Origin of the sequence: Streptomyces sp. NPDC051104 (genome assembly GCF_040682835.1) — a bacterium.
Classification (GTDB): Bacteria; Actinomycetota; Actinomycetes; order Streptomycetales; family Streptomycetaceae; genus Streptomyces; species Streptomyces cynarae.
This window is the reverse complement of the sequence record NZ_JBFBBS010000001.1, coordinates 273850-299739: the sequence shown is the minus strand read 5'-3', so window position 1 is coordinate 299739 and position 25890 is coordinate 273850. Positions and strand designations below refer to the sequence as shown.

29 protein-coding genes and 1 pseudogene are annotated in these 25890 nt (G+C 69.6%); 22 read left to right on the top strand and 8 right to left on the bottom strand.

Features of this window, described 5'->3' with window-relative positions:
• Positions 1–1977: DEAD/DEAH box helicase (locus tag AB0N14_RS01515; RefSeq protein WP_366023708.1), on the bottom strand; the 1977-nt coding region annotated here is incomplete at its 3' end.
• 477 nt (positions 1978–2454) lie between these two features.
• Between AB0N14_RS01515 and AB0N14_RS01510 the strand changes: the two genes are divergently transcribed.
• The gene (locus tag AB0N14_RS01510) at positions 2455–3210 is read left to right on the top strand and encodes a ferritin-like domain-containing protein (RefSeq protein ID WP_366023707.1); all 756 of its coding nucleotides are present in this window, start codon (positions 2455–2457) and stop codon (positions 3208–3210) included.
• Between the two features lie 176 nt (positions 3211–3386).
• Here the strand turns inward: AB0N14_RS01510 and AB0N14_RS01505 are convergent, their stop codons facing one another.
• The 4 genes from AB0N14_RS01505 to AB0N14_RS01490 all read right to left on the bottom strand — a co-directional run bounded on the left by AB0N14_RS01505 (position 3387) and on the right by AB0N14_RS01490 (position 5399).
• Positions 3387–3656: a hypothetical protein gene (locus AB0N14_RS01505; protein WP_366023706.1), complete on the bottom strand. Its 270-nt coding sequence runs from the start codon at positions 3654–3656 to the stop codon at positions 3387–3389.
• Positions 3657–3849: 193 nt separating this feature from the next.
• Positions 3850–4077 (bottom strand): DUF3107 domain-containing protein, encoded by a 228-nt coding sequence (locus AB0N14_RS01500; RefSeq protein WP_103843673.1) that lies wholly within the window; start codon positions 4075–4077, stop codon positions 3850–3852.
• Between the two features lie 195 nt (positions 4078–4272).
• Positions 4273–4917: a TetR/AcrR family transcriptional regulator gene (locus AB0N14_RS01495; RefSeq protein ID WP_366023705.1), complete on the bottom strand. Its 645-nt coding sequence runs from the start codon at positions 4915–4917 to the stop codon at positions 4273–4275.
• 260 nt (positions 4918–5177) lie between these two features.
• A complete protein-coding gene (locus AB0N14_RS01490) occupies positions 5178–5399 on the bottom strand; it encodes a hypothetical protein (RefSeq protein WP_366023704.1) in 222 nt (73 codons plus the stop codon).
• 246 nt (positions 5400–5645) lie between these two features.
• Here AB0N14_RS01490 and AB0N14_RS01485 point away from each other — a divergent pair, with 246 nt between their 5' ends.
• From AB0N14_RS01485 to AB0N14_RS01435, 11 genes and pseudogenes are all read left to right on the top strand, one after another.
• Positions 5646–6749, top strand: coding sequence for an alpha/beta hydrolase (locus AB0N14_RS01485; RefSeq protein WP_366023703.1), 1104 nt, complete (start codon positions 5646–5648; stop codon positions 6747–6749).
• A gap of 74 nt (positions 6750–6823) precedes the next feature.
• Positions 6824–8065 (top strand): DUF3152 domain-containing protein, encoded by a 1242-nt coding sequence (locus AB0N14_RS01480; RefSeq protein ID WP_366024230.1) that lies wholly within the window; start codon positions 6824–6826, stop codon positions 8063–8065.
• 49 nt (positions 8066–8114) lie between these two features.
• Positions 8115–8207, top strand: a complete 93-nt coding sequence (locus AB0N14_RS01475; RefSeq protein ID WP_366023702.1) for an Ms4533A family Cys-rich leader peptide — start codon at positions 8115–8117, stop codon at positions 8205–8207.
• A 130-nt stretch (positions 8208–8337) separates the two neighbouring features.
• A pseudogene (locus AB0N14_RS01470) lies at positions 8338–9072 on the top strand (ATP-binding cassette domain-containing protein); the annotation flags it as partial.
• Between the two features lie 235 nt (positions 9073–9307).
• Positions 9308–11035: a DUF3492 domain-containing protein gene (locus tag AB0N14_RS01465; protein WP_366023701.1), complete on the top strand. Its 1728-nt coding sequence runs from the start codon at positions 9308–9310 to the stop codon at positions 11033–11035.
• A complete protein-coding gene (locus AB0N14_RS01460) occupies positions 11032–12339 on the top strand; it encodes a hypothetical protein (protein WP_366023700.1) in 1308 nt (435 codons plus the stop codon). The genes AB0N14_RS01465 and AB0N14_RS01460 overlap by 4 nt, the downstream gene beginning before the upstream one ends.
• A gap of 183 nt (positions 12340–12522) precedes the next feature.
• On the top strand, positions 12523–13482 hold the full coding sequence (locus AB0N14_RS01455; protein ID WP_366023699.1) for an NAD-dependent epimerase/dehydratase family protein: 960 nt from the start codon (positions 12523–12525) through the stop codon (positions 13480–13482).
• Entirely contained in the window at positions 13470–14219 is a 750-nt protein-coding gene (locus AB0N14_RS01450) for a spherulation-specific family 4 protein (protein ID WP_366023698.1), read from the top strand. Before AB0N14_RS01455 ends, AB0N14_RS01450 begins: the two co-directional genes overlap by 13 nt.
• Before the next feature lie 63 nt (positions 14220–14282).
• Positions 14283–15461 (top strand): adenylyltransferase/sulfurtransferase MoeZ, encoded by a 1179-nt coding sequence (moeZ, locus tag AB0N14_RS01445; protein WP_366023697.1) that lies wholly within the window; start codon positions 14283–14285, stop codon positions 15459–15461.
• A 187-nt stretch (positions 15462–15648) separates the two neighbouring features.
• The gene (locus AB0N14_RS01440; RefSeq protein ID WP_366023696.1) at positions 15649–15927 is read left to right on the top strand and encodes a hypothetical protein; all 279 of its coding nucleotides are present in this window, start codon (positions 15649–15651) and stop codon (positions 15925–15927) included.
• Between the two features lie 167 nt (positions 15928–16094).
• Positions 16095–16637, top strand: coding sequence for a hypothetical protein (locus AB0N14_RS01435; RefSeq protein ID WP_366023695.1), 543 nt, complete (start codon positions 16095–16097; stop codon positions 16635–16637).
• A gap of 192 nt (positions 16638–16829) precedes the next feature.
• Here the strand turns inward: AB0N14_RS01435 and AB0N14_RS01430 are convergent, their stop codons facing one another.
• Positions 16830–17408, bottom strand: coding sequence for a hypothetical protein (locus AB0N14_RS01430; protein ID WP_366023694.1), 579 nt, complete (start codon positions 17406–17408; stop codon positions 16830–16832).
• Between the two features lie 726 nt (positions 17409–18134).
• On the opposite strand from AB0N14_RS01430, the gene AB0N14_RS01425 reads away from it, so the two are divergent.
• The 3 genes from AB0N14_RS01425 to AB0N14_RS01415 all read left to right on the top strand — a co-directional run bounded on the left by AB0N14_RS01425 (position 18135) and on the right by AB0N14_RS01415 (position 21095).
• On the top strand, positions 18135–19457 hold the full coding sequence (locus tag AB0N14_RS01425; protein WP_366023693.1) for an ATP-binding protein: 1323 nt from the start codon (positions 18135–18137) through the stop codon (positions 19455–19457).
• Complete coding sequence (locus AB0N14_RS01420) at positions 19454–20080, top strand: RloB family protein (RefSeq protein WP_366023692.1); 627 nt, start codon at positions 19454–19456, stop codon at positions 20078–20080. The genes AB0N14_RS01425 and AB0N14_RS01420 overlap by 4 nt, the downstream gene beginning before the upstream one ends.
• Before the next feature lie 454 nt (positions 20081–20534).
• Complete coding sequence (locus AB0N14_RS01415) at positions 20535–21095, top strand: HD domain-containing protein (protein ID WP_366023691.1); 561 nt, start codon at positions 20535–20537, stop codon at positions 21093–21095.
• On the opposite strand, the gene AB0N14_RS01410 is transcribed toward AB0N14_RS01415, so the two are convergent.
• Positions 21083–21553 (bottom strand): NUDIX domain-containing protein, encoded by a 471-nt coding sequence (locus tag AB0N14_RS01410; RefSeq protein ID WP_366023690.1) that lies wholly within the window; start codon positions 21551–21553, stop codon positions 21083–21085. The genes AB0N14_RS01415 and AB0N14_RS01410 overlap by 13 nt on opposite strands.
• A 100-nt stretch (positions 21554–21653) precedes the next feature.
• On the bottom strand, positions 21654–22385 hold the full coding sequence (locus AB0N14_RS01405) for an XRE family transcriptional regulator (protein ID WP_366023689.1): 732 nt from the start codon (positions 22383–22385) through the stop codon (positions 21654–21656).
• Positions 22386–22545: 160 nt separating this feature from the next.
• On the opposite strand from AB0N14_RS01405, the gene AB0N14_RS01400 reads away from it, so the two are divergent.
• The 7 genes from AB0N14_RS01400 (at position 22546) to AB0N14_RS01370 (ending at position 25887) form a co-directional block, all read left to right on the top strand.
• Positions 22546–22902 carry a hypothetical protein gene (locus AB0N14_RS01400; protein WP_366023688.1) on the top strand — a complete coding sequence of 119 codons (357 nt, stop codon included), beginning with the start codon at positions 22546–22548 and terminating at the stop codon, positions 22900–22902.
• A 3-nt stretch (positions 22903–22905) separates the two neighbouring features.
• Positions 22906–24261, top strand: a complete 1356-nt coding sequence (locus AB0N14_RS01395; protein ID WP_366023687.1) for an FtsK/SpoIIIE domain-containing protein — start codon at positions 22906–22908, stop codon at positions 24259–24261.
• Between the two features lie 81 nt (positions 24262–24342).
• Positions 24343–24549, top strand: a complete 207-nt coding sequence (locus tag AB0N14_RS01390; protein ID WP_366023686.1) for a hypothetical protein — start codon at positions 24343–24345, stop codon at positions 24547–24549.
• 2 nt (positions 24550–24551) lie between these two features.
• Positions 24552–24752, top strand: a complete 201-nt coding sequence (locus tag AB0N14_RS01385; protein WP_366023685.1) for a hypothetical protein — start codon at positions 24552–24554, stop codon at positions 24750–24752.
• A gap of 72 nt (positions 24753–24824) precedes the next feature.
• Positions 24825–25508, top strand: a complete 684-nt coding sequence (locus tag AB0N14_RS01380) for a DUF2637 domain-containing protein (protein WP_366023684.1) — start codon at positions 24825–24827, stop codon at positions 25506–25508.
• 19 nt (positions 25509–25527) lie between these two features.
• On the top strand, positions 25528–25719 hold the full coding sequence (locus AB0N14_RS01375) for a mobile element transfer protein (RefSeq protein WP_366023683.1): 192 nt from the start codon (positions 25528–25530) through the stop codon (positions 25717–25719).
• A 12-nt stretch (positions 25720–25731) separates the two neighbouring features.
• Positions 25732–25887, top strand: coding sequence for a hypothetical protein (locus AB0N14_RS01370; protein WP_366023682.1), 156 nt, complete (start codon positions 25732–25734; stop codon positions 25885–25887).
• Positions 25888–25890: the final 3 nt, after the last annotated feature.

Below are 25890 nucleotides of genomic sequence, written 5' to 3'. Positions count from 1 at the left end.
GGCCGGTGCCGCTTCCGCGGTCTTGCGGGTGCGGCGGCGGGGCTTGGCCTCCGTGGCTTCGGCGGTGTCCAGGGCCTCCGCGGCCTCGCTCGCGGTGTCGGCGGCCGGGACCGTCTCGGCGGTCCTGCGGGTACGCCGACGCGGCTTGACCTCGGTCGCCTCGGTCGCGGTGTCGGTGGCCGGTGCCGCTTCCGCGGTCTTGCGGGTGCGGCGGCGGGGCTTGGCCTCCGTGGCTTCGGCGGTGTCCAGGGCCTCCGCGGCCTCGCTCGCGGCGTCGGCAACCGGCGCCGTCTCGGCGGTCTTGCGGGTGCGGCGGCGAGGCTTGGCCTCCGTGGCCTCCGCGGTGTCCACGGCGGTCTCGGCGGCTGCCGGGGCCGCCTCCGTCGCGGCGGTGGCCTCGGGCGCGACCGGGACGGGCTCGGACGTCTTGCGGGTGCGGCCGCGGCGCGGCTTCGTCTCCGTGGCCTCGACCGTCTCCGCCGCCTTCGTGGCCTCCGTCGCGGCCGGCTCCGCGGTCACCGGCGTCACCGGTGCCGCTGTCGCCTCCACCGGCGCACCGCCGCGCATACGGCGGCGTCGGCGGGGGGTACGGCGTTCCGCCGACTCGGTCGCCTCCGTCGCGGCCGTATCCATGGTGGCCGTGTCCGTGGTGGCCGTGTCCGTGGTGGCCGACGAGTCCAGCGGCGTACCGCTCCGCGTACGGCGGCGACGGCGCGGCGTACGCGCCGGGCGCTCGCCCTGCGCGGACGCGTCCGGGGAGCGGCGGCCGCGTGAGCCCCGGCCGCCCGTCTCGCCGAGGTCCTCGAGCTCCTCCGCCTCGAGCCCGGCGCGGGTTCGCTCCGAGCGCGGCAGGACGCCCTTGGTGCCCTCGGGGATGCCGAGGTCGGAGAAGAGGTGCGGGGAGCTCGAGTACGTCTCCACCGGGTCGTTGAAGTCCAGCTGCAGCGCCTTGTTGATCAGCTGCCAGCGCGGGATGTCGTCCCAGTCGACGAACGTGATCGCCGTACCCTTGGCGCCCGCGCGGCCCGTACGGCCGACCCGGTGCAGGTACGTCTTCTCGTCCTCGGGGGACTGGTAGTTGACGACGTGGGTGACGCCCTCGACGTCGATGCCGCGCGCGGCGACGTCGGTGCAGACGAGGACGTCCACCTTCCCGTTGCGGAAGGCACGCAGGGCCTGCTCGCGGGCGCCCTGGCCGAGGTCGCCGTGGACCGCGCCGGAGGCGAAGCCACGGCGCTGCAGCTGCTCGGCGATGTCGGCGGCCGTGCGCTTCGTACGGCAGAAGATCATCGCCAGTCCGCGGCCCTCGGCCTGCAGAATGCGGGCGACCATCTCCGGCTTGTCCATGGAGTGCGCGCGGTAGACGAACTGCTTGATGTTCGCGACCGTCACGCCCTCGTCGTCCGGCGCGGTGGCGCGGATGTGCGTGGGCCGGGACATGTAGCGACGCGCCAGGCCGATGACCGCGCCCGGCATGGTGGCCGAGAACAGCATGGTCTGCCGCTTGGCCGGCAGCATGTCGATGATCTTCTCGACGTCGGGCAGGAAGCCGAGGTCGAGCATCTCGTCGGCCTCGTCGAGCACCAGGCACTTGACGTGCTTCAGGTTCAGCTTCTTCTGCCCGGCGAGGTCGAGGAGCCGGCCGGGGGTGCCGACGACCACGTCGACGCCCTTCTTCAGGGCCTCCACCTGGGGCTCGTAGGCCCGGCCGCCGTAGATCGCGACGACCCGCACGTTCCGCACCTTGCCCGCGGTCAGCAGGTCGTTCGTCACCTGGGTGCACAGCTCGCGCGTGGGGACCACTACGAGCGCCTGCGGCGCGTCGGTGAGCGCCTCGGGCTCCGCGCGGCCCGCCTCCACGTCGGCGGGGACGGTGACACGCTCGAGGAGCGGGAGTCCGAAGCCCAGCGTCTTACCGGTACCGGTCTTGGCCTGACCGATGACGTCGGTGCCGGAGAGGGCTACGGGGAGCGTCATCTCCTGGATGGGGAAGGGATTGATGATGCCGACGGCTTCCAGGGCCTCGGCTGTCTCGGGAAGGATACCGAGTTCTCGAAAAGTCGTAGTCAGGGTGCTGCCTCTTCTGTGTGGGCGGCGCGAGGCGAGCGCGGGGGTCGTGACCGTGCCGGATGAACGTCGGCCTGCTTGGGGGACGGGCTGTGGCACGGGACCACGCCGACGCTCCAGCGCTCGTACCGCTGAGGGTCCCTCCGAACGCGTACGTCAGGTGCCGTACGCCCGTGGAGGGCTGTCGGGTCGGAGCCGATCGGGCCACCGACCGGGCATCCTCATACATGCGGCCCGTAGAGATACGTAGTCTTCATAGACGTACGCACTCAGCAGGCGCATTACCACCATACCCCGGAATCGCGCACTCGCGGTGGCCGATTCGGTCACGTAGCCGTCATCACACTGATTGACCAGGGACTTCCAGGCGGCGGTGAGCGGGCTATTGTGCGCTTCATGACGACGCCTGACAACGCCCCCGACAGCCCCGAGGCCCCCGCCGGACCCACCGGAGTGTCCGCCCAGGACTGGGCGACCGCCTCCGCCGATCCGCAGTACCGTGCCGCGATCGTGGACCTGCTGGGCGCGCTCGCGTACGGAGAGCTGGCGGCGTTCGAACGGCTCGCGGAGGACGCGAAGCTCGCGCCCACGCTGACGGACAAGGCTGAGCTGGCGAAGATGGCGTCCGCCGAGTTCCACCACTTCGAGCGGATCCGGGACCGGCTGAAGGAGATCGGGGCCGAGCCCACGGAGGCGATGGAGCCGTTCGTGGCGGCGTACGACAGCTTCCACAGGCAGACGGCGCCCTCCGACTGGCTGGAAGGGCTTGTCAAGGCGTATGTGGGCGACTCGATCGCGAGTGACTTCTACCGCGAGGTCGCGGCCCGCCTCGACACCGACACGCGCGAACTCGTCCTGGCCGTCCTCGACGACACCGGGCACGCCGGCTTCGCGGTGGAGAAGGTGCGCGCCGCGATCGACGCCGAGCCGCGCGTGGGCGGTCGGCTCGCCCTGTGGGCACGGCGGCTGATGGGCGAGGCGCTGTCGCAGTCCCAGCGGGTGGTGGCCGACCGGGACGCGCTGTCCACCATGCTGGTGGGCGGTGTGGCGGACGGCTTCGACCTCGCGGAGGTCGGCAGGATGTTCTCCCGGATCACGGAGGCCCACACGAAGCGGATGGCGGCGCTGGGGCTGGCTGCCTGAAGCCGCCCACCACCGGCCGCCGGGGTGCCCTGGGCCGAGCCTGCTGTTTGTCCGGCCGTCCCGCACGCTTCGGCGACGGCCGGCCGTACGGCGCGGGCCAGGCGCCCCCTCACCACAGGTGCCCCAGCCGTCGCCGTCTGCGGCGGCCGGCCTTGGGTCGGCCCCGGCGGCGGCCCTCAGGCCGTCGCCGAGCGGCGGCGAAATCCTTCCGCAGGCCTCAGCAGCAGGGACAGCGACGCCGCCGAGACCACCAGCGCCCCGGCCAGGATCACCAGGAGACCCGCCGGGCCCAGCGCGCTGTGGGTGAGGAACGCCCCGAAGAGCGCCCCCGCCGCACCCGTCGACAGCACCATGACACGGCTGGGCAGACGGTGCGGCAGCCGGCGTGCGGCCACCCATGCCAGGGCGAGCCCGAGGACGGCGGAGCCGAGCGCTTCCAAGAGCATGACGAGGTTCCCTCCCGCACGGCTGCTGCCTGGGCAAATCGGTCGTAGCCGGTATTACCCGCGGCGCGCGGAACACAATCATCCCCTGTGGGGCTGATGTGCTCCGTCTGTGTGTTCCTGAGCGGCACGCTCCCCGGACAGCGGAAGGGGCCCGGCGGTCCATCGACCGTCGGGCCCCTTCCGCTGTCCGGAACTACAGCGCGCCGAAACCCACCTTGCGCGGGGTGGGCTCGCCGATCTCCACGTAGGCGAGACGCTCGGTCGGGACCAGGACCTTGCGGCCGTGCTCGTCCACAAGGGACAGCAGCTGCGACTTGCCGGCCAGCGCCTCGGACACGACGCGCTCGACCTCCTCGGCACTCTGCCCGCTCTCCAGAACGATCTCGCGGGGCGCGTGCTGCACGCCGATCTTGACCTCCACGGCTTTGTCCCTCCGACGGTCAGTGATGTGCGCGGCCGTCCGCGCCGTACCCGCACACATTAGCCCGGTGAGGGGACGTACACGCTCCGCTCCGGCACGCCAGGAGCGAACACCCGCCGGGAACAAAACAGCCGTACGGCCCCGTCCGGTGGTGTCCGGACGGGGCCGTACGGCTGTCGATCGGTCGCCGAGGGGTCAGTGCTGAGGTTCGCTCCCGTGCAGCGGGAAGCCCGCGATGCCCCGCCACGCCAGCGAGGTCAGCAGCTGCACCGCCTGGTCGCGCGGCACGCTGCGGTCGCTGTGCAGCCAGGAGCGCGCCACCACCTGGGCCAGGCCGCCGAGCCCCGAGGCCAGCAGCATCGACTCGGCCCGCGACAGACCGGTGTCCTCGGCGATCACGTCGCAGATCGCCTCCGCGCATTCGTTCGTGACCTTGTCGACGCGCTCGCGCACGGCGGGCTCGTTCGTCAGGTCGGACTCGAACACCAGCCGGAAGGCACCGCCGTCGTCCTCCACGTACGCGAAGTACGCGTCCATCGTGGCCCGTACGCGCTGCTTGTTGTCGGTCGTCGACGCCAGCGCGTTCCGTACGGCCTGCAGCAGGGCCTCGCAGTGCTGGTCCAGCAGGGCCAGATAGAGGTCGAGCTTGCCCGGGAAGTGCTGGTAGAGCACCGGCTTGCTGACGCCGGCGCGGTCGGCGATGTCGTCCATCGCGGCCGCGTGGTAGCCCTGCGCCACGAAGACTTCCTGCGCGGCGCCCAGCAGCTGGTTCCGTCGGGCACGGCGCGGCAGGCGGGTGCCCCGCGGGCGTGCCGCCTCTGTCTGCTCGATGGCTGTCACGCCGCCTCCCAAAATCGTCCACATGCGGTGTGCGCCGCGACGCCATCGTACTTTTCGGTAACCCTGCTGTGCGCGGTGCGAACGCAGAATTTCACGGACCGGACGGCGGCGAAAGCCGTGCGGAACGCGCCGTACACGGGCAGGGAGGGCGAACGGACGCCGCCGACCCGTGTGACGACCCGCGGACGCTCACCGCATGCACTCGCTCCATTACCCGGCGTGGTCGTCGTACCTCACCGATCTGGCGACCCTCCGAGCGCTCACCGGTAGTCGTCCTCGTCGAGGGCGACGATGCGTGCCTGCTCCGCGAGGTCCGCCTCGTTGGCGCGCAGGATGTCATCCCCGGTCGGGGTCTCGTCCCGCTCGGGGGCCAGTTCGGCGTGCTGTTCGGCGGCGTCGTTCTCCGGGGCCTCCACGTCGAGTTCGGCGGCGTCGTCCGCCTCGTCCTCGAACGTCTCGGGATCAGTGGGGTCTACGGCCATGATGGGCTCCCTTCCTAGAACTCCTGGCACTTCTGGAACGTCCCTGAAGAGGCGGGGTCCATGTGCGGGTGCCCTGCTACGAGCCTAGGAGACACAGGAACCGGACGCTATGTGTGGTGAGAGGCTGCGCGTGGGGCAGGGGACGCTTCACGCCGGGCGTCGCCCGGCCTGATCCGACGGGCGGACCCCGGCCGTTGTGACAGCGAACACACGAACCACTATGTGATCGTCTCGTAACATTGCCGCATGTCTCCGACCGAGTTGCCGTCCGTCGCGGCCGCCAATGTTCTCCCGAAGGTGGCACCCGTCAGGGTCGAGGAAGGCGAGCGGCTCAGGTCGGTGGCGCTGCCCGGGATCACGCTGACGGTGCGGTCGAGACCACCGCGGCACGAGGAGCTGCCGCCCGCGCTGTACGTCCACGGACTCGGAGGTTCCTCCCAGAACTGGTCGGCGCTGATGGCGCTGCTCGACGGTCACGTCGACGGCGAGGCCGTCGATCTGCCGGGCTTCGGCGACTCACCGCCGCCGGACGACGGCAACTACTCCGTCACCGGGCACGCGCGCGCGGTCATCCGCTATCTCGACGCGGCCGGACGCGGTCCTGTGCACCTGTTCGGCAACTCGATGGGCGGAGCCGTCGCCACGCGCGTGGCGGCCGTCCGCCCCGATCTCGTGCGCACGCTCACGCTCGTCTCACCCGCGCTCCCCGAGATCCTCGTCCAGCGGGGCGCCATACCGACGGGCCTGCTCGCGCTGCCCGGGGTCGCCGCCCTGTTCACCCGGTACACCAAGGAGTGGACGGCCGAACAGCGCGTCCGCGGGGTCATGGCGCTGTGCTACGGCGACCCCGGACGGGTCACGCCGGAGGGCTTCCGCAACGCGGTGGAGGAGATGGAGAGGCGGCTGAGGCTGCCCTACTTCTGGGACGCGATGGCACGCTCGGCACGCGGGATCGTGAACGCATACACGCTGGGCGGACAGCACGGGCTGTGGCGCCAGGCGGAGCGGGTCCTCGCCCCGACGCTGCTCGTCTACGGCGGCCGGGACCAGCTGGTGTCGTTCCGTAAGGCCCAGCGCGCGGCCCGTGCCTTCCGCGACTCCCGCCTGTTGACCCTGCCCGAGGCGGGGCATGTCGCGATGATGGAATACCCGGACGTGGTGGCCGGGGCGTTCCGCGAACTCCTCACGGACGCGGGCGAGTCGGGCGCGGGCGAGTCGGGCGCGGGCCCGGCGAGCGCGGGTTCGGCGGCGACGGGCGGGACTTCCGCCGGGACCCCCACGCAGGACACCGGGACCTCCACGCAGGACACGGCGAGCGACGACACCGGCACGGCGGACACGAGGAGCTGAGACGCGGCGTGGGACGACACAGCCGCAAGGGGCGGGGCGACGGGACGAACGGTGACACGGAGGTGGTGCCGGGCATATCCGCGGCGGAGGGTTCGCCACGGGGAGCGGCGGTCGGCGGCACGCGTCGTACGGCCGACGGGACGCCCGCCCTAGGAGTCCCGCGGTTCGCCGACGGCACCCCCGCCCATGGCGTGCCCCGCATTCCCGACGGTGCCCTTCAGGCCCGCGGCGGTCACCCAGAGCATCGCGAGGACGGCGGCGCCTGGGGAGACTTCAGGGCCGGCGCGGCCCAGGAGGTGCCGCGCCAAGGTGCCGTGCCCCGTATCCCGCGGCAGCGGTCGCAGCCTGGCCCCCGTCAGGAGTACCTCGACGCGTTCGACGAGGACGAGGACGTCTTCACGCCGCGTCGCACCGGTCGCGCCCCCCACGCACCCCTGACCGGCGAACGCCACCCCGGCGCGCAGACCGAGGAGGCCGCGTCGCCCACCGGGACCGGTGAGGCGGCACGCGGCAGGGGCGGCAGGGGACGCTCGTACGCCGGGATCGTGGCCGCCGCCGTGACCACCGTGCTCGCGGTCGTCGTCGCCGGCCAGTTCCTCGCCGGACAGCACCGCGCCGCCGCACCGTCCCGGGCCGCCACCGACCAGGCCCGCGACACCTCCGGCCCGGTCACCGGCGCCGACCCCACCGTCTCGGTCTCGCCCAGCGCGACTCCGCTGACGTACGAGCAGGCGATGGACACGACGTACCCGCTCAGCGCCACGCTGAAGGGACCCGGCACGTTCTCCGCGGTCCCCGGCACCGCCAAGGCACCCGGCACCGGACGGAAGTACACCTACCGTGTGGACGTCGAGAACGGTCTCGGCCTCGACGGCGAACTCTTCGCCCAGGCCGTGCAGAAGACCCTCAACGACGACCGCAGCTGGGCGCACAACGGCGCCCGTACCTTCGAGCGCATCCACTCCGGCAAGCCCGATTTCGTGATCACGCTGGCCGGCCCCGGCACCACCGCCGCCTGGTGCGCGAAGTCGGGTCTCGACACCACGGAGGACAACGTCTCCTGTGACTCCGCCTCCACCGAGCGCGTGATGATCAACGCCTATCGCTGGGCGCAGGGCTCGACGACGTACGGTGACGAAATTCACGCCTACCGTCAGATGCTGATCAACCACGAGGTCGGCCACCGCCTCGGCTACGGCCATGTGACCTGCGACAAGAACGGCGAGCTCGCCCCGGTCATGCAGCAGCAGACCAAGTTCCTCGACCACGACGGAATCCACTGTCGTCCCAATCCCTGGCCGTACCCCGGGAGTTGACGGTGGCAGCTCTCGTCACATTGACACACTGAAACTTCGTTTGCTCCCCATGTCGCCCCGTCATGCCACCCGTCGCGCCGCCATCGAGCTGGCGCTCATCGGCGTGACCGCGCTCTGCGTGGTCGACATCCACTGTCGCTGACGCCCGCCTCAGGCGTTCACGTCGCGCCTTTCCTCTCTCTTCCGTGACCGTCGGCATGCGCCGACACCGGTTCACGCTTTTTCGACGACCCGGCGCCGAGGCAAACGTCTGACCAGATCCGTCTCACAAGTTCGCCGCCGTCGACGACGTGTCGCTGACGGTGCGGCGCGGGGAGACCCTCGGCATCGTGGGGGAGAGCGGCAGCGGCAAGACCACCCTGGGGCGCATGCTGGTCGGGCTGCTGGAACCCACGGCCGGCGAGGTCCGCCACGGGGTCATCGCACGGGCAGGGGTGGACCCGGCCGTGCAGATGGTCTTCCAGGACCCCGTCTCCTCCCTCAACCCCCGGCGCAGCGTGGGCGAGTCCATCGCCGACCCGCTGCGGGCGCGTGGGGAGCAGGACGAGCAGCGCGTCCGAGGGCGCGTGCGCGAGCTGCTGGAGCGGGTTGGCCTCGACGGGGCGCACTACGACCGGTACCCGCACGAGTTCAGCGGCGGTCAGCGCCAGCGCGTCGGCATCGCGCGGGCACTCGCCGCCGAACCGCGCGTCATCGTCTGCGACGAGCCGGGCTCCGCGCTGGACGTCACCACGCAGGCGCAGGTCGTCGCCCTGCTCGCCGAGTTGCAGCGCGAACTCGCGCCGGCACTCGTGTTCATCGCGCACGACCTCGCCGTCGTGCGCCAGGTCAGCGACCGGGTCGCGGTGATGCGGCGTGGCCGGATCGTCGAGTACGGCCGCACCGAGGAGGTGTACGAGTCGCCCAGGGACCCGTACACCAAGCAGCTTCTCGCGGCCGTCCCCGCGCTGGATCCGGCGGTCGCGGCCGAACGGCGCACGGCCCGCAGGGAGCTCACCGCCGCGTGACCCGGCCGCACGGCCGAAAGTGAGCCATGAGCCGGCCCCCGGGTGAACGACGGGAGTCCGACGACAGGACCTAGCGCGATCGAACGCGGCCTGTGCGGGAAAGTTACGCCCGTTCACCCCTTTTGGTGGCGCGACGGACAACCGTCCGTCGCGCCACCGCCCCGTCCGCGTACGTTCGTCCCGCTGCGGGCCGCCGGACGACGGCGGCTCCCTACGGGAGATCGGGGGTGCACACGTGCGCATCGGACTGCTTACGGAGGGTGGCTATCCGTATGTGAGCGGTGACGCCAGGCTCTGGTGCGACCGGCTCGTGCGCGGACTTCGGCAGCACGAGTTCGACGTCTACGCGCTCTGCCGCACCGAGCGGCAGGAGGCCGATGGCTGGATCCCGCTGCCGCCGCACGTCGGCCGGGTACGCACGGCACCCCTGTGGACCGCGCAGGACGACGGGGTCGCTTACGGGCGCCGGGCGCGGCGACGGTTCACCGAGGCGTACGGGGAGCTGGCCGCCGCCCTGTGCGCGGCACCGGAGCCAGGGGCGCCGCAGGGGGCGTCCGAACCGGCCGGCCCCGAGGCGGACCGTTTCGGCAGTGCCCTCTACGCGCTCGCCGAACTCGCCCGTGACGAGGGCGGACTGGCCCGCGCGCTGCGTTCCGAGACCGCCGTACGCGCGCTGGAGGGCGCCTGCCGCGCGCCGGGTGCCCTCCGGGCGGCGCACGCGGCGGGCGTCCCCGATCTGCTGGAGGTGGCCGCATTCGTCGAACGCGCCCTGCGCCCCCTCTCGCTGGACTGGTACGAGGACGACGGACTCGGCTCCGTCGACCTCTGCCACGCCACGTCGGGCGCCGCCGCGGCCCTGCCCGGGCTGCTCGCCGGGCACTTCGCCGGCATTCCGCTGCTGGTCACCGAGTACGGCGTACGGTTGCGGGCGCACTACCTGGGCGCGAAGGACGAGACGCGCCCGGTGCGCGCGCTGCTCGCCTCCTTCCAGCGCCGTCTGGCCGCCGAGGTCTACCGGCGGGCCGCCTGCGTCACGCCCGGCAACGCCCACGCCCGGCGCTGGCAGGAGCGGTGCGGCGCCGACCGCGCCAAGGTGCGCACCGTCTACCCCGGCATGGAGGCGTCCCGCTTCGCGGAGGTGGGCGAGGCCGCCGACCGCGCGGATCACACCCTGGTCTGGGTCGGCCGTGTCGAACCCGCCAAGGACCTGGTCTGCCTGCTCCACACCTTCGCGGAGATCCGCAAGGCGGAGCCGAAGGCCAGGCTGCGTGTCGTCGGGACCGCGGCGGACGCTGAGGGGGCGGAGTACCTCGGACGGTGCAGGGCCCTGGCCGCGCAGCTGTTCCCGGACGAGGCGGAGGGCGTGCACGCCGTAGGCGACAACCCGGTGTCCTTCGAGGAGATCGGCGGCCCCGAGGTGCCCGATCTGGCGGAGGCCTACGCGGCCGGGGCGGTCGTCGTCCTGTCGAGCGTCGTCGAAGGGTTTCCGATCAGCCTGGTGGAGGCCATGTTCTGCGGTCGCGCGACGGTGTCCACGGATGTCGGCGCGGTGGTGGAGGTCATCGGAGGCACCGGCCTCGTGGTCCCGCCGCGCAACCCGCGGGCGCTCGCGGAGGCGTGCCTGGCACTGCTGCGCGACCCCGCGCGCCGTGAGCGCCTCGGCGCGGCCGCCCGCGCACGAGCCCTCGAACTGTTCACGGTCGAGCAGAACGTGGCGGCATTTCACGGCATTTACCTGGAGATCGTCTCCCACGCACCGGTACGGCGGGTCGTGGTGGACGACGCGGGCGAACCCCTGCCGTTCGGAGCGCCCGCGGAGGCCCATCTGCCCGGCGGCTGGACCGAGCCCCGGCTCCCCGGCGCCCGACCCCGCTGGGCATGCGCCCAGGACGCCGCGCCGACACCCGTACGCGCCGCCATGTGGCCGCACGCAGCCGTTCCGGCAGCGGAGGGCGCGCGATGAGAGACGTGAGAGACGTGGGCGAACGGCCCCGCTCCGACGCCTGGGACACAAGGCCCGAGGAATGGGACCTGGGGGCGGAGGGCGCGTACGCGAGCGCGGAGGAGACGACGGAGGCGAGCACAGGGGCCATCACGGCGGATCGAGCGCCCCAAGCCGTCGTAGCGGAGGCCGCGCCCCATACCGCCGGTGCCGTGCGCGCCGCGGACGCCGGGAGCGCGGACCCCGCCCGCAAGCCCCCCGCCCGCAGGGGCGCCGCCGACCCCGTCAAGGCGCTCATGCACCGGCACCGCGAGCTGTGCGAACGGGCCGTCGACCCGCTGGAGATCGCGGCCGGTCTGGAGGCCCACGGACTGACCGACCGGGCCGCCGCCCGCTACCGGCACCGGGACGTCTTCTCGCTCGCCGAGGAGATGTACGCGCGCGTACCCCGCGACGACGACCGGCCCCCACCGCGCCCCGCCCCCACGGGCGGCCCCCGCGAGCACCGGGCATGGGCCGTCCTCGCCCTGCTCCCGGGTGCCCTGTGCGCCGCCGCCGTCCTCGGCCTGCGGGCCACCGAGGGCCGGGCCCACCTCGCCGTCGCCGTACTCGGCGCCCTCGCGGTCGCGCTCGGCCTGCGCGTGGCGCTCGGCCGTGGCCCGCTGCGCGCACCCGCCCACACCATGTCCGCGCGCGTGTGGACACACTGGCTGCTCGCCTACGCCCTCCTCGGCGACGGCCTGTTGCGCGCCGCCCTGGAAGGCGGCCCCGACGGCCCCTGGCCCCTGGCGACCGCGCCCGTCCTGGCACTCGCTCTGGCCTGCGGCCCGGCCGCCTGGTGCGCCCGCCTCTTCGCCGTCCACGCCCGCCGCAGACTCGCCGCGAGCCGCGGCTTCGAGGAGTTCACGGCCTCCGTCACCCCGCTGTTCCTCGGCGTGTTCGCACTCTTCCTGGCCGCCCTCGCCGCGCTGCTCGCGCTCACCGGAGCCCTCCTCGGCGCACCCGCCGTCTCGTTGGGAGCCGGTGCCCTGGGCGCACTCCTGCTGCTCGCCCGGCTGCTCGCCGTCCACGGCGCCAGGCGGGCCCCGACCGTCGTCCTCGGCACCGCGGCCGCCGCCGAGGCGACCGCCCTGGCCACGGTCTTCGCCGCCCGGCTCCCCGGCTGCTCCGCGCTGGTCACGCCGGTCGAGACCCTGACCGACGCCTGGGGCGCCGACGCCGTGCCGGCCCTCGTCTGCGCCCCGGCCGTCCTGACCCTGCTGATCCACGCGACCCGCACCCTGACCCGGGCCTCGGCCCACGCCCGGCCGCCCGGATCACCCTGAGCCGTCGGCCCATGACCACTGGAACTCATGGAGCCGCGACTGCCGCCCGGGACCCGATCCCCGGCACCCCCTCCCGCGGGGCCGACACCGCGGGGCCTCTCTCATCCCACGGCACCACCCTCGTAAGGAGAAACGCCAGATGATCACCTCCCGAACCGGAGAGTCCGCCCCGGGAGCCGCCCGATGAGGGTCCTGCTGATCGGAGCCAACGGGTACATCGGCCGCTTCGTCGCCGACCGCCTGCTCGCCGACCCGGCCGTCCAGCTCACCGCGCTGGGACGCGGCGACGACGCGGACGTACGGTTCGACCTCGCCGCCGGCAGCCCCGGCGCACTCACCCGCTTCCTGGACGCCGTGCACCCCGGAGTCGTCATCAACTGCGCCGGTGCCATCCGCGGGGGCGCCCGCGAACTCACCCGGCACAACACCGTCGCCGTGGCCACCGTCTGCGAGGCCCTGCGCCGCAGCGGCTGCGGGGCCCGCCTGGTGCAGATCGGCTGCAGCGCGGAGTACGGACCCAGCCAGCCCGGCTCCTCCACGGCCGAGGACGCGGTCCCGCGCCCCGGCGGCCCGTACGGCGTCAGCAAGCTCGCCGCCACCGAACTCGTCCTCGGCTCCGGGCTCGACGCCGTCGTGCTCCGCGTGTTCTCCCCCGCCGGGCCGGGCACCCCCGCCGGATCCCCGCTCGGCCGCCTCGCCGAAGCCCTGCGCCGCGCCATGCAGTCCGGCGACGGCGAACTCAAGCTCGGCGGCCTCGGCGTCCAGCGCGACTTCGTCGACGTACGCGACGTCGCCCGCGCCGTCCACGCCGCCTCCCTCTCCGCCGCCCAGGGCGTTATCAACATCGGCTCGGGCCGCGCCGTGCGCCTGCGTGACGCCGCCGCCGTCCTCGCCCGCGTGGCCGGCTACGGCGGCGCCCTGCACGAACTCGACGGCCCTCCCAGCCCGGTGCGGCCGGTCCTCGGCCACCACCGGGGAGACCCCGAGCACGCCGTCCCGGTCGCCTACCCCTACCCGGACGGCTGCGGCAGCTGGCAGCAGGCCGATGTCCGCACCGCCCGCGACCGGCTCGGCTGGCGGCCCCGGATCAACCTCGAGGAGTCCCTCGCGGACATCTGGATGGAGGCGGCATGCCGCATCTGACCGACACCCCGGCGAGCACCGCGAGCACCGACCTGGGCCTGGGCCTCGGCACCCCCGGCTATGCGCACCCCCTCCTCGCCCCCGAGGAGTGGGGCGCACTCGCCCGTCCGGGCACCCCGGTGCACTGGGCCGCCCTCAACGTGAGCAACGGTCCCGGCACCCGGCCCGACCCGTACTGCCTGCAGGCCGCGGGGCGACTGCACACCGCCGGCGTCCGTGTTCTCGGTCACCTCGACGTCGTCTGGGGCGCCCGCCCCTTCAGCGAGTTGATCTCCGAGGCGTACCGCTATCTCGACTGGTACCAGGTCGACGGCTTCCTCCTGGACCGCTGCCCCACCGAACGCGCCCTCCTTTCCGAGACCGGCCGAACGGTCACCACGCTGCGTGCGCTCCTCGGCCACGGGCACATCGTCCTGGGCCACGGCAGCCACCCGTATCCCGGATACGCCGAACACGCCGACCAACTGGTCACCTTCTCCGGCTCCTGGAGCGACTACCGCTGGTCGCAGGTCGCCGAGTGGACCGCCGAGCACCCGCCCGAGCGCTTCTGCCACTTCGTGCACGGCGTGCCCCGCGGCCACCTCGAGGAGGCGCTGCGCATCGCCCGCTGGCAGGGCGCCGCCACCATCTGGTTCACCGACCGCACGGACCGCGGCGGCCGCACCGTCCCCTGGGAGGCCATGCCCGGCTACTGGGACGACATCGTCTCGCGTCTCGGAACGGGTGTCTCGGAATGAAGAAGGGCGTGGCAGTGTTACCAGGAGAACAACCGTAGTGATTGACCGACCAACGGAGTCCCCGTGTCGCTGCCACCCCTGGTCGAGCCGGCTTCCGAGCTCACCGTAGACGAGGTCCGCAGGTACTCCCGCCACCTGATCATCCCCGATGTCGGGATGGACGGGCAGAAGCGGCTGAAGAACGCCAAGGTGCTGTGTGTGGGCGCCGGCGGTCTGGGCTCGCCGGCGCTGATGTACCTGGCCGCGGCGGGCGTGGGAACGCTCGGCATCGTGGAGTTCGACGAGGTCGACGAGTCGAACCTGCAGCGGCAGATCATTCACAGCCAGGCCGACATCGGACGCTCGAAGGCCGAGTCCGCGCGCGACACGGTCAAGGGCATCAACCCCTACGTGAACGTGGTCCTTCACGAGGAGCGGCTCGAGGCCGAGAACGTGATGGACATCTTCAGCCAGTACGACCTCATCGTCGACGGCACGGACAACTTCGCGACCCGCTACCTGGTCAACGACGCGTGCGTGCTGCTGAACAAGCCGTACGTGTGGGGTTCGATCTACCGCTTCGACGGCCAGGCCTCCGTCTTCTGGTCGGAGCACGGCCCCTGCTACCGCTGCCTGTACCCGGAGCCCCCGCCGCCGGGCATGGTCCCCTCCTGCGCGGAGGGCGGCGTCCTCGGCGTGCTGTGCGCGTCCATCGGCTCCATCCAGGTGAACGAGGCGATCAAGCTTCTCGCCGGCATCGGCGAGCCGCTGGTCGGCCGGCTGATGATCTACGACGCCCTGGAGATGCAGTACCGCCAGGTCAAGGTCCGCAAGGACCCGAACTGCGCGGTCTGCGGTGAGAACCCGACCGTCACCGAGCTCATCGACTACGAGGCGTTCTGCGGCGTCGTCTCCGAGGAGGCCCAGGCGGCGGCCGCCGACTCCACGATCACTCCCAAGCAGCTCAAGGAGTGGATCGACGACGGCGAGAACATCGACATCATCGACGTCCGCGAGCCGAACGAGTACGAGATCGTCTCCATCCCGGGCGCCAGGCTGATCCCGAAGAACGAGTTCCTGATGGGCACCGCCCTGGAGACCCTCCCGCAGGACAAGAAGATCGTCCTGCACTGCAAGACGGGTGTCCGCAGTGCGGAAGTCCTCGCCGTCCTGAAGTCGGCGGGCTTCTCCGACGCCGTCCACGTGGGCGGCGGCGTGATCGGCTGGGTCAACCAGATCGAGCCGCACAAGCCGGTGTATTAATCAGCGGTCCCGCTGACCAGCGAGGCAGAAGAAGCCCACGGCTCTGACCAGGTCGGATGCCGTGGGCTTCTGTTGTTGTTGGTCGGCGTCGGCTGACCTCGCACGGCCCAGAGACGGCCCGGGGCGTTGATGGCTGACCGGGAACCCGCAAGGAAGCAGTGTCGTAGGGATCGGCTACGTTGCACGGATGACTGACACGGAGCCGCTCGTGCCGGCACTCACCGGCCTGCTCGTTGACATCGTTTGGTGGCTGGACAGCTGCGGCGACGAGGAAGTGGATCCGGACTCCGCGGTGAAGATGATGGAGAGCGTGGGCTGGGTGCTGCTGCAATTGCCCTCAGACCAACGCGAACGGCTCTTGCAGGTGCTCGTGGACTTGGCCGAAGCGGAGCAAGATCCGGCACGGCGCGAGTTCCTGGAGTCGTTTCCCGTCGCCATCGGTATGGTCGAGGACGAGGAAAGCTGACCCACGTCTGGCTGCTGGAGCCAGTTCAGCCACTTCTGGTTTCCCCGCAGTGGGCCACTGACCTGGGAAGTTGTACGGCCTGGAGTAGCCTCGCATGCCGACTTCGACACGCATTCGCTGGCCTTTTCGCGTGCGACCAAGCCGGTGGTAGTGCACACTTCTTCGCCGTGGAGATCATCAAGGGCGAGCTTCGGCGTCTGCGAACCGGCTTCGGAGCTGATGACAGTCAGCAAAGGCCGTTTCTCGTGCGGGTCCGGTTCGCTGCCGAAAATCCGGCACAGGTCATCGCAGATGCCCGTGCTGTGCTGACGTCCGTGGTCGAGCGGACGGATGACTGGCCCGCCTTCGAGCGGTGGTCGGAGCTGCTGCCGGCATGGTTCGTGCAGCGGTGCGCGCCGGAGCACGCGGAGTCGGGGGCTGGCCTGCCATTCGACGCCCAGGCCTGGCTCCGGAAGTGGCAGGCGATGACGCCCGAGCAGAAGGCGGAGTTCAGTCAAGGGCCTTGGACGCTGTCAGGCTGGCTCTACTACTTCGACCCAACCGAGGAGGGCATGGGCGACGACCGCAGCTGGTGGTGGTGGGACGCGGGGTCAGACGAGCCGGGCAGCGGCTGGGTTGAGGTAGCCACCACCGGTTGGCCATTCGGCAGCGGTTCGCTGTCTTGGCTGATCGAGGCCAGCGGTGGCAGGGATCTCACGTATGGCGCGTGAGCTTCGAGGACTCCGGTGGTGGTAGCTGCTGTACAGCACTCGTGTTGACCACCGCTTTACAAGTTCGATTCGAGCCGGTTCCGACTGCTGCCGTCGGCTGGAGCGAAGGCCGGGCAGAGGTGCTGGTGTACGCCCCCGTCCGGCGTCGTTGATGTCAGCTGTGGATGTCAGACCGCCCCTCGATTTGGGGGGTCACCGCCCGGGCCGCACCTCGTCTCCCTCATCGAGAGCGTCACGAGCTACTAGCGTGAAGTTCGTCAGCAGCTGCTCGACTTCCTCTTTCAAAGCCATAAGGTCTGTGGGAAGGGCTTCTAGCTCAGGGTGACGCTGCTGAAATTCCCCAGCGTAATGCTGCATCAGCACAGCTCCGTCCCAGTCGCCAAGGGCGTACGCGAGCTCGCGGGCTACCACGGCGGCCCTCGAGGGGCCCTCAAGCTGAACGGTGATGCTGGCATCCCATAGCTCGGCCATCAGCTGACTGGTGTCGAAGGTACCGGGCAAGCGCGTGTCTTGCCTGAGGGCGCTACTTCTCGGGGCTAGCTCCCTGCGCACAGCATTGGCCACACGCAGCAGATCCTTGTAGGCATCCCTTCGCACCTGTCGACGCCAATGCGAGTGTTGCGCCCGGCTCTGACTCCGGCCGCTGATGATGGCCGAGAAGATCGCCCCAGCAGCCCCGACCGCTGCGCCCAGCACTCCTGCACACGCGCCCACCAGTGCTACGCCCCCTGTGTCCATGGCAGGCATTGTGCCGATCATCTCGGCAGGCACGGAGTCACCGTGCGCATCGGCAGCGATCCCGGCGCACACGCTAGGCGCCCCGGCAACACTCAACCGCGGCCAGGCGCTTAGAAGATGCGGGCAGGCCTCGGTGCGCTGGGTCGCTGACGCTTCGCCAGCGCCGAGTTGGACTGTCGAGTGCCGCTGCCGTCCGGCGGTGTTGCCGTCACTGCTGCCGTCACTGCCGTCGACCGCACTCCTATGGGTGCCGCATCGGGAGTTCCACCAACGGAGCCTCACGAGCCCGGAGGCATGGGAGACGAGGCCGCCCACAGCCGCTCGGAGCTCCTGTTGTCGGGCGTCGTTGACGTCGGGTGGATGTCAGGCAGGGGTTTGATCGCGCTCGGCGAACTAGCTCGCCAACTCGCTGGCACCTGCGACGCGACGCATTGGGCGGCCCACGCACTGTTGGACGAAGGACCACGGGCCCGTCCTAACGACTGGCTAGTGTGACCGGCGCGGGCCCAGCCAGCCCCCGGAGTAGAAGGATCTGGAGCTGCGAGGTGACGTTCAGACAACACCTCAGGTCGCGTCTACCTGCAACGAAGGACGTGACTGACCCGCGAACGCAGGCGTCCTCAGCTTGTGGCGAACGGGTTCGACGTGCCAGGCAGATGCTGGTTCCGTGCCTGTTGCTCAGGGTACAGTCTCAGTGACCGATTGGACGAAAAACGTCAGCAGAAGCCTCGAAACTGCAAGCATAAGGGTGATGTGATCATGCTTCTCCGCTTCCGCGTCACCAACCACCGCTCCATCCGTGATTCTGTGGAGCTGGTGCTCACCAAGTCGACCTTCGAGGGAGTGAGGCCGTTCGACGGTGACTGGCGGTCAGCGACGAATCGCGTAGTGGGAATCTTCGGCTCCAATGCTTCAGGAAAGACCAATCTGTTGCATGCTATGTCCTTCGCCCTCAACGTCATTCGTAATTCCGCCGACTGGAGCGATAAGGAATCTTTCCCATATCTTCCGTTTCGGCTCGATGCCGAATGCGCGAGGTTGTCTTCTGCATATGAGTTTGACTTCACGCTGCGAGAAGTTCGCTACGTATACGGATTTGAGAGTGACTCGAGTGGCATTCGAGCAGAGTGGCTACATTCATTCCCTGAGGGGCGTCGGCGGATTCTATTCGAGCGTTCTGGGCCACTCGGCGCGGATGTGACTTTCGGGCGTCACTTGAAAGGCGAAAACGTCCGGATCGGCCGACTGGTCGACAGAATGAACCTGTACCTGTCGGTAGCCAGCAAGGTTAATCACGAAGAGATTCGACGTATTCATCATTACCTTGCGAGGCGCATTGATTATGCTGCCTACTCGGAGCGTGATCAGGATAGTCGCATCAGAGCGATTAAGCGCTGGATGGAAGGTGACGACGTTCGTCGCCGAGCCGAGCGGCTCCTGAAGTTCGCAGACCTCGGCATTTCTCGACTAACGGTTGAGAATGTTCAAATGAAGGAGGAGGAGCTGCAGAAGTTCGTCAAGATTGTGACCTCTATCGCCGAAGGGCTGTCGAATGAACAATTGACGAATGAGGACAACCTGAAGCCTTTCATAGAGGATGTGCAGCGCAAAATCATGTTCTGGCATAGGGGTGAAAGTGAGGATTACGTCCTAGACATTGATAGCGAAAGCAGCGGGACCGTTGCGTGGCTTTCTTTGGCGATCCCTGCCGTAAGGGCAATTGAGAGCGGCGATGTGTATGTGGTCGATGAAATCGACGCTAGCCTGCACCCCCGGCTCACGTCTGCGTTCATCTCGCTGTTCAAAGATGAGGAGATCAACTCACTGGGTGCTCAACTGATCTTCGCTTCGCATGACACATCCCTGATGGGACACTTGGCCGGCGGCGCATTGGAGAAGGAGGATGTATGGCTCGCCGAGAAGCGAGGTGACGGGGCGTCAGAGTACTACCCCTTGACGGACTTCTCTGTGAAGGCTGATCATAACCTGGAACGTCGCTACCTAAGCGGTCGCTATGGGGCAGTACCTAACGTCTCGTGGGAAGATCTTCGAGCTTCGCTGGTGGTTGGGGAGCATGGGTGAGTCGTCGCCAAGTCAGAGGTTCGCAGAAGATTTCGAAGTCGCGCAACAAGCGAACGGAAAATAGGCGCATTCTCATAGTTGCAGAAGGTGTCAAGACAGAGCCTCAGTACTTCGAAAGCTTGGCAGCTCATCTAAATGCACAAGCCGTGCAGGTCGTTTCAGTGAAGCCGGTTGGTATCGGCCGCGATCCGCTACGTGTTGTCCAAGAGGCAGAGTCTCGTCGGCTTAAGGAGATGCGCGACGGTGACCCTTACGACTCGGTTTGGTGTGTCGTGGACGTTGATGAACATGCCACACTTCCGCAGGCATGCAGACTCGCGGCGAAAAGCAACTTAGGCCTTGCCGTGAGTAATCCATGCTTTGAGGTTTGGCTAGTCTGGCACTTTGAGGAACGCACCGCTTGGTCCACGGCAAGCGATTTATCTGAAAGATTGAAGAAGTTCGGGGTCCTTGGGAAGTCGTTGCCGCCGGATTTCCCTTACGATCGTGTCGGCTACGCAAAGGTGCGAGCAGGTAAGTGTGCTGAAATAAAGGACCAGCACAATCCCCCAAACCCAAGTAGCTCTGTAGTAAGGCTTGTGGAAGAGCTGGAAACTGCGTGTATGGGCAAGCAGGCGAAGTAGTTCGCAAAGTGCCGTACCTGCGTACGAATGTAAGCTCCGGCTTGTTTGGCGGAGTAGGGCAGAGTAGGCGGAGCGGCTTTGGGCTGGAGCTGCTTTGGGGCGAGTGATCATGGCCCCGTAAGCTTCCGGCGCGTCGGGCAGTCTGTGGACCTGCCCGGTAAAGCACGACGTTGGGGCCATGATCTTAGAGGCTCGCCCCAAAGTGGCTGCCTAAAGCCGTGGAGCCGACCGCCCCAGCCACAGACGGTTTCTCCCCACGACGTGCCCGCAGCCGCCGAGCGCGCCGCCGGGCGCGGCCAGCCGGGGCGCAGACAGGAGGCAGGCCGCGCCGCAGAGGCGGCGCGCGCCCGCGCCATGCGCGGGCCTTGATGATGTAGGGAAAGTCTGTCCGCGATCTTGGGACATCCCGTCCCAGACTGTCGGCGACCTGCCCGTCTGGGCTACGGTGCGATCTATGCCCTCTGGACTGGACACGCCCCAAGGCGCGGCCGAGCTGGCCGAGTCGCTCTTGCCTCCGCTCGGGAACCGCTGGCTGCACACTCAGGCCGTGGCGGCTCGAGCGCGCGAAGTATCCGCGGCTGTGTCCGAAGAGGACCGCGATCTACTCGTCGTCGCTGCATGGCTCCATGACATCGGCTATGCGCCAGAGCTGCGGGACACCGGGTTCCATCCCCTCGACGGCGCACGGCACTTGGAGAGGCTTGGGGCTCCGTCTCGTCTTGTGCGGCTGGTCGCTCACCACTCCGGCGCTGTGTACGAAGCCGAACAGCGTGGCCTAACTGAGGAGTTGGCCGTGTACGAGCGGGAGGACTCTCCCGTCTTGGATGCGTTGATCTACGCCGACATGACGACCGGTCCGGCCGGGCAGTCCTTCGACTTCGATCAGCGTGCGGACGAGATCTTGGAGCGGTACGAGGTGGGCAGCGTCGTGCATACCGCGATCAGCAAGGCGCGCCCGTACCTCGCCGCTGCCATCGAGCGGACTCGCGCTCGCCTCGGTGATCAGCCGATGTAGGGCTCAGCTCGCTTGGCCAATCCGTGGTCGATCCGCATCCGCATCGACGGATGGATGTTCAGGCTGTCCAGCTGGCTGGGGTGGACGAACGCCACCTCCTTGCTCTCGCTGCTCGTGTGCAGCTCGCCGCCGATGATCCGGGCGTGGAAGCAGATCGAGAACTGTTGGCGCACTTCGCCGTCGTCGTAGGCCAGGACGTGGGCCGGGTTGGTGTAGATGCCGACCAGGCCCGTCACCTCGACGTCGAATCCGGTCTCTTCCTTGGTCTCCCGTACGGCGGCATCGGGGGCTGACTCGCCGAGATCGACTCCGCCGCCGGGCAGTGCCCAAAGGTCGTTGTCCGTTTTGTGGATCAGCAGGACTTCCCCGGCGTCGTTGAGCGCGACCGCGGTCACGGACGGGACGATGCTGTTCGCCTTCGGGGCGTTCGGATCGTTGAAGTAGTCGACTCGGGCCATGTCCCCAGCTTTGCACGCCGAGCTGCCGAACCGAGTCGGCCGGGGACCGGGTGCCGGTTCCGCCGGCACCCGCAGCCCCGGCCCCCGAGGGCGTTCGTGGTCAAGAAGGCCGACCGCGCTCCCACGCGTAGTCGAAGCTCCGCATGTAGTGCCGGAACGTGCGGGCGCCGGGGATGTAGCGGAAGTGCAGCACAGGGTTCTGCCCGGCCGGTGCGCCGAGTACGTGCGGGTTCACCAGCACATCGTCGTCGAACCGATAGATGGAGTTGTAGAGGATCGTGTCGTGTAGTCGCACTTCGACGCCGGGCGTCGTCATGGCGGGTTCGAGGTAGCGTCGCGTTATCCGGGCACGCGCGGCCAGGTCACCGCCGATGCCTTCCTCTTCGCCCCGCTGACGCACCATGTCCGAGTCGGGGTCGCCGAGCAGGACGCGGACCGTTGCCCCCGCCTTGGCCTTCTCGGCCAACTGGTCCGGAAGGTCGGGGTGGCTATCAAACAGGAACAACCCCGCGTAGACGAGGATCTCTACCTGGTCCCTCGCCTTCTCGATCAGTGATGACCACAGCGCTGCCGGTACCGCGCCGCGGTGCGGGTAGTAGGTGATCAGCTCGGAGGTGCTCGCCGATTCGGTCTGCTTCTCGACGGTGGGCCACAGGTAGACCTCATCGACGCCGAGGAAGCTCGCGGCCTTCCAGCGGTGTCCCCGGTGCGGTGTGCGGTTCGTCGTGATCCAGCGCTCCACGCTCTTCGGATCGACTCCGACGTGTTCGGCTACAGACTGAATCGTCTCTCCCTTCGCCGAAATCGCCGCGCGCAGACGCTCGTTCGCCATGACGTGCCCTCTCCTAGGACGTCTCGGGGACGTTTTGACGATAGCTCAGACGTCCCCAAACGTCCATACGGACCGTGATACGTCCACCACCTTCCGCGGTCTCCTGATCTCACCGACGAGCGGTCGGTTCGAAAGCCGCCAGAGATCAGGAGAACAGACGATGCGTCAGATTCCCGTCGACACCTCCGCCGCTACCGTGATGGTCGCCCAGCCCCCGCAGAAGAAGATCCGTGACCGCCGTTCCGGCGAGATCGCCACCGACGCCGAGACCGGCGCCGACCTGATGACGGTCGACGTGATGTTCGCGGCGAACGGTGAGGTCGAGATCCTGACCGTGACCGTGCCGGAGACCGGCATCAGCGGTGACCTGGTGATGGGTACTCCGGTGGCGCTGACGGGCCTGATCGCCCGGCCGTGGGAGAACGAGTTCAACGGGCAGAAGCGGCACGGGATCGCCTTCCGCGCGGTCGCGGTCACCTCGCTGGCTGCAGGTGCCTCAGAGCCGAAGACGGCCTGAGCCATGACGTGGCCGACTGTCGCCCTGGCGCTGGTCGTCGTCACTGCGGGTCTCCTGCGGTGGCGGCGCCCCGCCTGGTACTGGATGACCTTCGGGGTCACCCTCGCGACCCTCCGGGTCCTATTCCGCTACGGCTCTGTGATGGACGCCTGCGGGTTGACCGTCCCGCCCTCTCGCTGGCGCTTGAGCCTGGCAAGGATGACGAATCGCCCGGTCCCTGGCCCAAGGGCTCCGCGCATCGTGCGGATACGGCCGACTCGTACCGGCCTGGTCCTGCGGCTCAAGCTCCGGCCCGGTCAGGACGCCTTCGATGTCGCCGCCTCGTGTGACCGGCTGCGGCACTCGTTCGCGATGTACGGCGTCACCTCGCGTGAGCTGCGCTCGGGAGTGGTTGAGGTGCGGATGACCGGCTACGACGTGCTCAAGCGGGTGCAGATGCCCGCCAAGACCGACACCCGCCCCATGCGGGTCCCGGTCGCCCTGCGTGAGGACGGCTCGGTCCACTACCGGGACTACCGGGCCGTGCCCCACGCGCTCACGCTCGGCGCCACCGAGTCCGGAAAGTCCGTCTACCAGCGCAACCTCGTCGCCGCGCTCGCCCCGCAGCACGTCGCGCTGGTCGGGATCGACTGCAAGCAGGGAGTCGAACTCTTCCCGCTCGCTCGCCGGTTCTCCGCGCTGGCCGACAACCCCGACACCGCCGCCGAACTCCTGGAAGCGCTCGTTGCGCACATGCAGGAGGTGTATCAGCTCATCCGCGCCGAACAGCGGATCACCGCTGACGTGCCGGATGCTGAGATCGCCGCCGACATCTGGGACCTGCCCGACCACCTGCGGCCTGTGCCGATCGTGGTCCTGGTCGATGAGGTCGCCGAGCTGGCCCTGTTCGCCACGAAGGAGGAAGAGAAGCGCCGGGACCGGATCATCACTGCTCTTGCCCGGCTGGCCCAGCTCGGCCGTGCTGCCGGGATCTACCTGGAGATCTGCGGACAGCGCTTCGGCTCCGAACTTGGCAAGGGCATCACCATGCTCCGCGCCCAGCTCACCGGCCGGACCGCACACCGCGTCAACGACGAAACCAGCGCCAACATGGCCTTCGGCGACATCTCCCCGGACGCCGTCCTGGCCGCCATCCAGATCCCCACCGACATGCCCGGCGTCGCCATCGCCGGAGACTCCACCGGCGGCTGGACCCGCATCCGCGCCCCGCATACCTCGCTGCGGCAGGCCGTGAACACCTGCAACCGGCACGCCGACCTGACCCCGGACCTGCCCGCCCTGGCCCCGTTCCGGCCCGTCCTCGACGGCCCGACACCGGTCGACGCCCCGGCCGTCGAGTCCATCCCGGCCACTGCCTGATCCCTCTCGCTCCACGGTCGGCGCGACCGCTTCGCGCCCGGTCCCTACCCGAGCCATGCCTGAAGAAGGGAGAGCCCCGCCATGTGCCCCCAGCGCGAAGACTTCGCCCGCACGGTGCTGTTGCTCCTCCAGCTCGGCCACTACGCCCACACGGCGGACGCCGACCAGAGCTTCATCGAGGCCATCGGCCCGTCCCTGGCTGCCTCACTGCCCGAGCCGCCGCCCGGCCTCTTCCCGCCCGGCTACGACCCCAACGACGGCCCCCAGTACCCCGGCGAAGGGCGGTGACCGTGGCCACCGCGAAACGACCCGCCGCCCGCCGCAAGACGGCTGCGCCGAAGCCTGAGCCGGTGAAGTGCCCGGACTGCCACGGCAAGGGCGAGATCACCGAAGCCGTCCGGGTCGGCGCTCGCAAGGGCCGGATCACCGGCGACCACCAGACCGGCCTGTGCCTGGCCTGCTGGGGCACCGGCGAAGCCCTCACCGACTGAACGCCCGCCAGGGGTGGGGCGGCCGGACACCGCCCCCGCTCCCCGGCCCCAACACCGGAAGGAGGACCCGCGATGCGCCCCGCACTGCGCCCGGATGCCGTGCTCGTACAGGCCGTGATCGCCGGAGCCCTGTCCTTCGCCCACCTCCACGACCTCGCCGCCGCGGCCGGACAGTCCGGCTGGAAAGCGTGGGCCTACCCGATCTCGGTTGACCTGCTCCTGGTCGCCGCCTGGCGACGACTCCGCTCGGACGGCCCGTCCCGGCTGGCCTGGTGCTGGTTCCTGGTCGCACTGGTGGCCTCGCTCGGCGCCAACGTCGCCACCGCCGGATTCCTCGACCTCGCCAACCCGCCCGCCCTGCTTCGCCTCGGCGTCGCCGGGTGGCCCGCGCTGGCGTTCCTCGGCGGCACCCTCCTTGCCCACTCGCCGACACCGGCCGGGGACCGGGTGCCGGTTCCGCCGGCACCCGCAGCCCCGGCCCCCGCACCTGAGGAACAGCCGGAACCGGCTTCTTCTTCGGCCCCGGAGCGCGAGGCACTCTCGGCGGCCGACGACACCCCGGCTCTGCCCGTCGCCACTCCGGAACCTGCGCCCACTCCGGCCGTGTCCGTCCCGGCCGCGCTGGTCGACCACGCCCGCAAGGTCGCCGCCGACCACGAAGCCCGCACCGGTGACCGGATCGACGTCGACACCCTCCGCGCACGCCTCGGCGTCCCCGCACCGATGGCGGACGCCATCGCCGCCCAACTCGACTGACCGACAAGGAGATCAGCTCATGCCTGCGCGCGACTTCTTCCACTCCGTGATGCAGATCGGCCCGGTGCAGATCGGAACCCACCGCGACCGCCACGGCCATACCAAGCACGCCGCGGTGTGCACCTCTGACGGCTGCGGCTGGTCCGCCGACTACAGCAACCAGTCTGCCGCGCAGCTCGCCGCCCGCACGCACCGCTGCAAGGTCCGCTGAGGGGGCATCGCCATGCAGGTTCCGCTCTGGCTCGCCCTGCTCGTCGTCGGCTACCTCGGCGTGAAGCTCATCCGCCCGCCCTGGTGGCTGATCGCCGTCCTGCTGCTCGGCGGCTTCCTCCTCGCCGACAGCGTTCTCGCACCCGCCATCGACGCCTTCGTCAAGTAGCTC

What these genes read in the sequence shown, in the direction of transcription:
- AB0N14_RS01425 (WP_366023693.1), top strand. Translation starts at nt 18,135, where the DNA reads ATGCTTCTCCGCTTCCGCGTCACCAACCACCGCTCCATCCGTGATTCT.
- AB0N14_RS01490 (WP_366023704.1), bottom strand. Translation starts at nt 5,399, where the DNA reads ATGGCCGTAGACCCCACTGATCCCGAGACGTTCGAGGACGAGGCGGAC.
- AB0N14_RS01505 (WP_366023706.1), bottom strand. Translation starts at nt 3,656, where the DNA reads ATGCTCTTGGAAGCGCTCGGCTCCGCCGTCCTCGGGCTCGCCCTGGCA.
- AB0N14_RS01485 (WP_366023703.1), top strand. Translation starts at nt 5,646, where the DNA reads ATGTCTCCGACCGAGTTGCCGTCCGTCGCGGCCGCCAATGTTCTCCCG.
- AB0N14_RS01370 (WP_366023682.1), top strand. Translation starts at nt 25,732, where the DNA reads ATGCAGGTTCCGCTCTGGCTCGCCCTGCTCGTCGTCGGCTACCTCGGC.
- AB0N14_RS01410 (WP_366023690.1), bottom strand. Translation starts at nt 21,553, where the DNA reads ATGGCCCGAGTCGACTACTTCAACGATCCGAACGCCCCGAAGGCGAAC.
- AB0N14_RS01450 (WP_366023698.1), top strand. Translation starts at nt 13,470, where the DNA reads ATGCCGCATCTGACCGACACCCCGGCGAGCACCGCGAGCACCGACCTG.
- AB0N14_RS01390 (WP_366023686.1), top strand. Translation starts at nt 24,343, where the DNA reads ATGTGCCCCCAGCGCGAAGACTTCGCCCGCACGGTGCTGTTGCTCCTC.
- AB0N14_RS01460 (WP_366023700.1), top strand. Translation starts at nt 11,032, where the DNA reads ATGAGAGACGTGAGAGACGTGGGCGAACGGCCCCGCTCCGACGCCTGG.
- AB0N14_RS01400 (WP_366023688.1), top strand. Translation starts at nt 22,546, where the DNA reads ATGCGTCAGATTCCCGTCGACACCTCCGCCGCTACCGTGATGGTCGCC.
- AB0N14_RS01455 (WP_366023699.1), top strand. Translation starts at nt 12,523, where the DNA reads ATGAGGGTCCTGCTGATCGGAGCCAACGGGTACATCGGCCGCTTCGTC.
- AB0N14_RS01475 (WP_366023702.1), top strand. Translation starts at nt 8,115, where the DNA reads ATGTCGCCCCGTCATGCCACCCGTCGCGCCGCCATCGAGCTGGCGCTC.
- AB0N14_RS01380 (WP_366023684.1), top strand. Translation starts at nt 24,825, where the DNA reads ATGCGCCCCGCACTGCGCCCGGATGCCGTGCTCGTACAGGCCGTGATC.
- AB0N14_RS01405 (WP_366023689.1), bottom strand. Translation starts at nt 22,385, where the DNA reads ATGGCGAACGAGCGTCTGCGCGCGGCGATTTCGGCGAAGGGAGAGACG.
- AB0N14_RS01395 (WP_366023687.1), top strand. Translation starts at nt 22,906, where the DNA reads ATGACGTGGCCGACTGTCGCCCTGGCGCTGGTCGTCGTCACTGCGGGT.
- AB0N14_RS01415 (WP_366023691.1), top strand. Translation starts at nt 20,535, where the DNA reads ATGCCCTCTGGACTGGACACGCCCCAAGGCGCGGCCGAGCTGGCCGAG.
- AB0N14_RS01440 (WP_366023696.1), top strand. Translation starts at nt 15,649, where the DNA reads ATGACTGACACGGAGCCGCTCGTGCCGGCACTCACCGGCCTGCTCGTT.
- AB0N14_RS01375 (WP_366023683.1), top strand. Translation starts at nt 25,528, where the DNA reads ATGCCTGCGCGCGACTTCTTCCACTCCGTGATGCAGATCGGCCCGGTG.